Genomic DNA, 7014 nt, shown 5'->3' with positions numbered 1-7014 from the left:
GTGACGCAGAAGATGGTCCTGGGGCACCAGAGAGTCTAGCGTGACCATTTCCAATTCAAATTGCTGTGCGGCTTGTTCTTTTAACATCAGACCAATAAAACAAAGCTCCGGTAAAAATACCAGAGCTTTGTCAGCAGTCTGCGTTTTTTATCTGTCAACCCCAGGCGCGAACCGGCCCGACATCCACATGGATAAAGTTACTGCGCTGGTAGTAACCGACGCCACCCACCTGCAGAGCACGAGCCTGGCTGCCTAACGCCTTCAGCGGCACACCCGGCAGGCGGATATCAATCGCTTTACCCAACATGTGGTAGCTGCGTTTAGCGACTTTCTTGCTCTGTTGGCGCAACTTGGCGTTGGTTTCCGGTGAACGGTAGCCGGAGATAACGTGGAACTGCTTGTTAACGCCGAGATCCTGCTGCAGGAGGTGCAACATGTCGAACAGACGGGTATCCATCGCCGTACTGCTATCGCTGCGATGATCACGCAACAGATGGTTCACATCGGCCAGAACTTCAGGGATATAGTGTCCATCGGCCCAGTAGGTCGCATCCAAGCTTTCACCGGTGTGCAGATTATAGAAACTAAGCGTGCGTTCCTTGCTTGCCAGGAGAGGGACTTGAGTGCCAAACGCAGAGACGCTGGCCAGTCCGAGTGCGGTTCCACTGAGGCCTTTTAGAAAACCCCGACGACTGATAGATTTCATAGACTCGACTAAAAAACAAACAATTAACAACTGGCCCGCTATTATGCATATAACGAACCAGAATGTACATTTATTAGCCTATTGAAAACTTTTCAACATCTCGCGCAGTCCACAACCGGTCAGCACGTGACAACAATGCCTCCTGATCACCAGTCTCGCCCAGAAGCTTCAGCACCAACGCAATAGTGGATTTCACCGCAAGCAAACCATATTCGTGTTCTGATTCACCTCGCCAGACCCGGCTAATCTCTTCCGAATCAAGCTCGCCCTCTTTTACAAACCGACGCGGCACGATTCGCGGCCATTCGTTTTCTTCCAGCTCCCCGTCAATCACCCACTGCAAGGTATTTTCGCCATCGGGTTTGGCTTCTGCTTCACCACCGTCACCCTTGATGGTGAGGTTGCGTTCAAATCCGAGGAGCTGAGCCGTCAGTTGATGCATCGGACCATACGGCGGATGGAAAACACCGTCAATACTGCACTTGGCATGCAGCGGGTTAAGCATACGGGACAAGGTGTGTACCGGTGAACGAAGCCCCAAAACGGAACGCAGCTGAATAATCTCGCCCAACGGCGGACACACATGATTGATCGACATAAAGGCAAAATTCACGCGGGATAACTCTGACTCTACATCCGACCAGCTCTCACATGCCGTTAGACCAAACTGCGCTAACATATCTTCGGTGTAGATACGCTCCGGGGTATGCCCCTTGGCCCCATGCATAAAAATACGATAGCCATGGCTGGCAAGGCAGAGCACCGCCAACAGAAACCAGGGATGACGTCGCTTTTTACCGGCATAACTGGACCAATCCAGGTCGACCTGGATCTGATCGGGCGCGGCATAGCGCTCCCGTGTTGCATCGGCAAAACCCGCCAGCTCCTCTGGCGCCTCTTCCTTAACACGCAGCAACATCAGGAATGCACCTAACTGCTCCGGTTCAACCTGTCCATCCAGTATCATCCCCATCGCTGCGGCGGCTTCTTCACGGGTAAGTGATCGGGTGCCCGTTTTACCCTTGCCGAGTATCCGGACGTACTGCGCAAACGGATGTTCCTGCTTCATAGACCTGCCTTGTGTATTGCTCTAAAGTTATCGCCCTAAACTATACACCCAAGCGATAGTGCGAATGAATCTCAGGCACCAAGAAGTCCATCTGTTTTTTAATGCCCTGACGTTTTTCACTCGAATTCCGGCCCCAAGCTGGGTGGAATTCTCAGGTGACAATCTGAATCGCGCCAGCCGCTACTTTTCCTGGATTGGGCTGTTGCTAGGTGCAGTTACCGCACTGGTTTACCTGCTCGCCGCTGAAGTTTTCCCATCTACCATCGCCATATTGCTTTCAATGGTCGCATCAGTGTGGCTTACCGGTGGTTTTCATGAGGATGGGTTGGCCGATGTTTGTGATGGCTTTGGCGGAGGCTGGGAGAAGAATCAGATCCTCACCATCATGAAGGATTCCAGGCTCGGTACCTATGGCGCACTGGGTCTGTGCTTTGCTTTGCTTACCAAATTCCAGGCGCTTTCCTGTATCGAGCAGGTCGCCCCTGCCCTGCTCCTTGCCCATACCCTCAGCCGCTTTGCAGCCCTTACGCTGATCTATAGCGACGATTATGTGCGCGAAGATATGGACAGCAAAGCCAAACCACTGGCCAACCGCATGTCGCGCAAGGAGCTGCTGATCGCCGGGATACCCGTGCTTATCTGCCTGATTCCGCTAGGTCCGAAGGCATGGCTGGTGATCGCCCCGGTATGGCTGATGCGCAACTGGTTGTCTCAGTTTTTCCGGCGCTGGATCGGTGGCTATACCGGCGACTGCCTGGGCGCGACCCAGCAATTGTGCGAGCTCGTGGTATATCTCTATTTCTGTCTGCCTTTTGTGCTGTTGGCCTGATAGAATCCGCGCATTCTGTTCACGGGTACTCTCATGCGAAAACGATCCACATCACACCGTCATACCGCTCGCCGCAAGAAGCCTGCACAGCCTGTCCACTCAACACCTATTGAGCTGACCATCGAAGGGCTGAGCCACGAAGGACGTGGTATTGCACGCCATGAGGGCAAAACCATCTTTGTGTCCGGCGCCCTGTCTGGTGAATCCGTTGAAGCCCGTATCACCAAAAACCACAAGCGCTATGCCGAGGCAGAGTGCATCCAGGTAACACAGGCGTCGCCATTTCGAAGCGAACCGGTATGCCCCCATTACGGCGTTTGCGGTGGCTGCGACCTGCAGCACCTTGAGCACACCCAACAGATCGAAGAGAAACAAGCGATCGTACTGGACCAGCTACAGCGCTTGGGAAAGGTCCAGCCAGAACAGATCGAATCTCCGCTGCGCTCTCAGCCCGAGAACTACCGACGCGCAGCACGCCTGGGGATCAATCAGCTGCAACGGGACGGGTCCGTTGTTATCGGTTTTCGCCGCCGCGGCAGCAACAAGCTAACGTCGATTGATCACTGCCCGGTACTGAATGAAAAACTGAATCAGGTTATCAGTTTGCTGCACGAGAGCCTGCAAGACGTTGAGAATGTACGCAACATCACCCATGCCGAAGTGGTGATGGGTGATAGCGAAGGTGCACTGACCTTACGCACCAAAAAGCGCCTGCCGGATGAGCTGATCTCCACGCTCACTGCTGCCGTGGAAGCTATACAGCTAAAACTGTATCTTGATGACGGCGAGCAGGTACAACCGGCGGTTGAGCCGGCACAACTGAAGTACGCACTACCAGAGCATAACATCAGCCTCAATTTCGAACCCGGCGATTTCCTGCAGGTAAACGCGGCGCTCAACGCGCAGATGATCCAGCGTGCAATCGACTGGCTTGAGCTGCAAAAGGATGACCGTGTACTGGACCTCTTCTCCGGTATCGGCAACTTTACCCTTCCCCTGGCCCGTTACGCCGGTGAAGTGGTGGGTGTCGAGGGCAGCGATACCATGGTCCAGCGGGCAACGAAAAATGCCCGTCGCAATCAGCTCGACAACACAGCCTTCTACAAAGGCGATTTGAGTGGCGACCTGCGACACCACCACTGGTACAACCAGGGATTCAACAAGGTCCTGCTTGATCCACCCCGCACAGGCGCTCTGGAAGCGATTAAACAGCTGCAACACTATGATGCAGACCGGATTCTCTATGTATCCTGCAATCCGGCCGCACTGGCACGTGATGCCGCCGAGCTAGCATCACAGGGCTATCGCTTTACCCGTTTCTGCGTGATGGACATGTTCCCCCATACCTCTCACGTGGAATCCCTGGCCCTGTTCGAAAAACCAATCAAGTAAGATTCACTATGCCTGAAATACTCTATGCTGATGACCAGCTTGTGGTAGTCAATAAACCCGCTGATCTGCTCTCCGTACCCGGACGCGGTGAAGACAAGCAGGATTGTGTGTGGCGGCGCGTCCAGCAAGCACACCCAACAGCCAGAATCGTACACCGCCTGGATTACGCAACATCCGGTTTGATGGTACTGGCGCTCAACGCCGACAGCCACCGCTATCTGAGCAACGAGTTTCAGCAGCGTCGCACCGAAAAATCCTATCAGGCCGTAGTGTTTGGCGATTTAGAGGGTGATAGAGGAGAGGTACAAGAGCCTCTGCGCTGTGATTGGGAAAACCGTCCGCTTCAGATTGTCGATTACGAACACGGCAAACAGGCTCACACACGCTGGAAAATGCTGCAGAAGGAAGCAAAAGGTACCCGGGTGCAGCTGTACCCGATCACGGGCCGCTCACACCAGCTTAGGGTACATATGCAGTTTTTGGGTCACCCGATCGTAGGCGACCGGTTTTACGCACCAGAAGAAGCGCAGGCATTGAGCCCGCGCTTGCTGTTGCATGCAGAAGAGCTGGGATTCAGCCACCCGGAAACGGGTGACTGGATGGACTTTCACGCGCCGGTCCCATTTTAACGGAAACACGCGCGTTTGATCAGTTGACCGTCCTTACCGGACGGCCTGCTTTAAAGCCCTGAATATTTTCCACGGTCTGATCCAGAATACGCTGACGCGCTTCACGACTACCCCAGGCGGAGTGCGGTGTGATGATCAGGTTTGGAATATCTTCCGACAACAGCACATTACCGTTAACCGGTGGCTCTTCGGTCAATACGTCGGTCGCCGCACCTGCCAGCTGCCCAGAGCGCAGCGCATCAGCCAATGCAGCTTCGTTCACCACGCCGCCACGTGCCGCGTTGATCAGCATGCTGCCCGGTTTCATCTTCGCCAACGCATCAGCGTCGATCAGATCCTTTGTCTCTTCAGTTAAAGGACAATGCAAACTCAATACATCCGCTTGTGCCAGCAACTCATCCATCGGCAGACGCCCTTCACGCTTCTCAGCTCCCGGGCGCTGCGCGATCACAACCTTCATACCAAATGCTTCAGCCAATCGGGCAACGGCACTGCCAAGGTTGCCGTAGCCATAGATACCCAGCGTCCGGCCCGCCAGTTCACGGATCGGAAAACTGAGCATACAGAACTGGGAGGCCTTACCCCACTCGCCCGACTTCACGGCACGATCGTACTGAACGATGTTGGTGTGCAATGCCAGGATCATCGACATCACATGCTGAGCAACAGAATCCACACCATAAGCAACACAGTTGCACACACGTACGTTCTGCTCACTGGCCGCATCCAGATCAATATTGTTGGTGCCGGTAGCAACCACACAGATCAGCTTCAGGTCGGGCGCGCCTGACATCAGGCCACGGTCGATTTTGACCTTGTTGGTGATCACGACATCGCAACCAGCAATACGCTCGGCAACCTGCTCCGGCGCCGTCGCCATATGTACGTCAAGTTGATCAAATTCCGCTTCGATCGGGGAAAGGTCCAGATCCTCCAGACTCTCCAGATCCAGAATTACCGCTTTCATATGGAGTCCTTTTTCTTATTTGTTTCTGAGACAAATAAGGGGCCAGAAGGCCCCTTATATTTAAGTCATAGTCGCAAGAGTCAACTTGCCGGAAGGTTTTTCTTCACTTCCCACAAGATCTCTTCGGCAACTTCGGCTGGTGCAAACAATCCCTGATCGGTCAGAACAGAGAGATACACGCCTGTGCGGGAGCGATTCAGCTTCAGCTGGTAACGACCGGTGTATTCGAAAGCATCAGACTCTTTGTTATAAACGCCCTCTTCACCCTCTTCACTGAAGACATAGATAACCTTGCCTGCAAACCAGATCTTGAAGCCGTCTTTCTTCTGCAGACGTTCTTGCTCAATTTCCTGCTGGCTCATGCTGGCGAGGCGATCTTTTTCCTCAGGGCTAACCTCCTTGGAGGTGTAGCGGATCTTCGGCGCGTTTGGATCTTTCTCTACACCCAGCGCCTCAGCCAACGCGGTCGTTTCGAATTTGATGTCGCCTCGGTCAGAGTGCAACCATTCGAAGAATCCCAACTCCTCCCTTTCACTAGCAGGCGTACTAGTGGTGAAAGAGAAATAGAACATACCGGACTGTTTGTCGACGGTACCCACATCGAAGCGATCGGCACTCATCGCAGTAGAAACAGAATCCCAGGCTTTATCCACGGAGGACTCGACCTTCAGGACCGGATTACCACGGGAATCACGCCCCAGCTCTGTACGCCCCTCTTGCGGCGCAAGCAGCTTGGTCAGAGTTGGTGCATCTTCTTTGTCGGCCGCTTTACTCAGGTAACGCAGCATTTCGAACATCATGTCCGACTTGTAACCTACATCACGACCACTCTTGTCCCAGTCGATCTCGGCAACTTCAGCGTCCTGCGCAAAACGCACGTGCTTCATGCTGATAGAGGTACGCTGCAAATTACCTTCTTCAGGACGCAGCTCCAGCTTCAACTTATCTTTTGCCGGGCCTTCGATATCCTGGAACGTGAGGCGTTTGATCCAGCTTTCCACAAAACCCAGATCTTCACCGTTGTTCTCAATCCATGCGGTTTCCATGGTGGCACTGCGCGGATCAGCTTTTGCCAGCTCGATGCCATTGTAGCGCCAGAAGTCTTTCAGCTTTGGCCACACTTCGTTGATCGGAGATTCAACAACGATCAGCTTCTCACCGGCTTCACGCTTAAGGCTAACCTTGTCGCTGGTCGCTTCCGTGTAGAAGAACTCCGGACGCGGTACGACATATTCGGTTGCTTTCTGCGTGGCGGCCTGTCCGATCTCCGGAATCACCATACCCCGCTCAGTTTCTCGGACTCGCAGGTGAGGCGGTACCTCCAACGCTTTTCCTTCACTGGCTTTTTCGTAATCCTGGCTGCGGTCACGGATAATACCGTTCTCTCCGTAGATCGGATTGTTTTCCACAACACTACACCCT

At 53.8% G+C, this 7014-nt stretch carries 7 protein-coding genes; 3 read left to right on the top strand and 4 right to left on the bottom strand.

Translation table 11 applies throughout. The features are described from left to right. Positions 1 to 154 precede the first annotated feature (154 nt). Both ACEQ15_RS19605 and ACEQ15_RS19600 read right to left on the bottom strand, forming a co-directional pair. A complete protein-coding gene (locus ACEQ15_RS19605; RefSeq protein ID WP_370280956.1) occupies positions 155 to 706 on the bottom strand; it encodes a DUF882 domain-containing protein in 552 nt (183 codons plus the stop codon). A 73-nt stretch (positions 707 to 779) separates the two neighbouring features. Beyond that, positions 780 to 1775: a glycosyl transferase family protein gene (locus ACEQ15_RS19600; RefSeq protein ID WP_370280955.1), complete on the bottom strand. Its 996-nt coding sequence runs from the start codon at positions 1773 to 1775 to the stop codon at positions 780 to 782. 64 nt (positions 1776 to 1839) lie between these two features. Between ACEQ15_RS19600 and ACEQ15_RS19595 the strand changes: the two genes are divergently transcribed. Genes ACEQ15_RS19595 through ACEQ15_RS19585 form a run of 3 tightly spaced genes read left to right on the top strand, consistent with a single transcriptional unit; the run spans position 1840 to position 4625 of the window. Further along, positions 1840 to 2604 (top strand): adenosylcobinamide-GDP ribazoletransferase, encoded by a 765-nt coding sequence (locus tag ACEQ15_RS19595; RefSeq protein WP_370280954.1) that lies wholly within the window; start codon positions 1840 to 1842, stop codon positions 2602 to 2604. Positions 2605 to 2637: 33 nt separating this feature from the next. Then, positions 2638 to 3996 carry a 23S rRNA (uracil(1939)-C(5))-methyltransferase RlmD gene (rlmD, locus tag ACEQ15_RS19590; protein WP_370280953.1) on the top strand — a complete coding sequence of 453 codons (1359 nt, stop codon included), beginning with the start codon at positions 2638 to 2640 and terminating at the stop codon, positions 3994 to 3996. A gap of 8 nt (positions 3997 to 4004) precedes the next feature. Then, entirely contained in the window at positions 4005 to 4625 is a 621-nt protein-coding gene (locus ACEQ15_RS19585; protein WP_370280952.1) for an RluA family pseudouridine synthase, read from the top strand. A gap of 19 nt (positions 4626 to 4644) precedes the next feature. Here the strand turns inward: ACEQ15_RS19585 and ACEQ15_RS19580 are convergent, their stop codons facing one another. Next, on the bottom strand, positions 4645 to 5592 hold the full coding sequence (locus ACEQ15_RS19580; RefSeq protein ID WP_370280951.1) for a 2-hydroxyacid dehydrogenase: 948 nt from the start codon (positions 5590 to 5592) through the stop codon (positions 4645 to 4647). An 80-nt stretch (positions 5593 to 5672) separates the two neighbouring features. Continuing rightward, positions 5673 to 7001: an outer membrane protein assembly factor BamC gene (gene bamC / locus ACEQ15_RS19575; RefSeq protein WP_370280950.1), complete on the bottom strand. Its 1329-nt coding sequence runs from the start codon at positions 6999 to 7001 to the stop codon at positions 5673 to 5675. Positions 7002 to 7014: the final 13 nt, after the last annotated feature.

This window comes from Pontibacterium sp. (genome assembly GCF_964228735.1).
Lineage (GTDB): Bacteria > Pseudomonadota > Gammaproteobacteria > Pseudomonadales > Balneatricaceae > Pontibacterium.
This window is presented reverse-complemented; position numbering and strand designations above follow the sequence as displayed.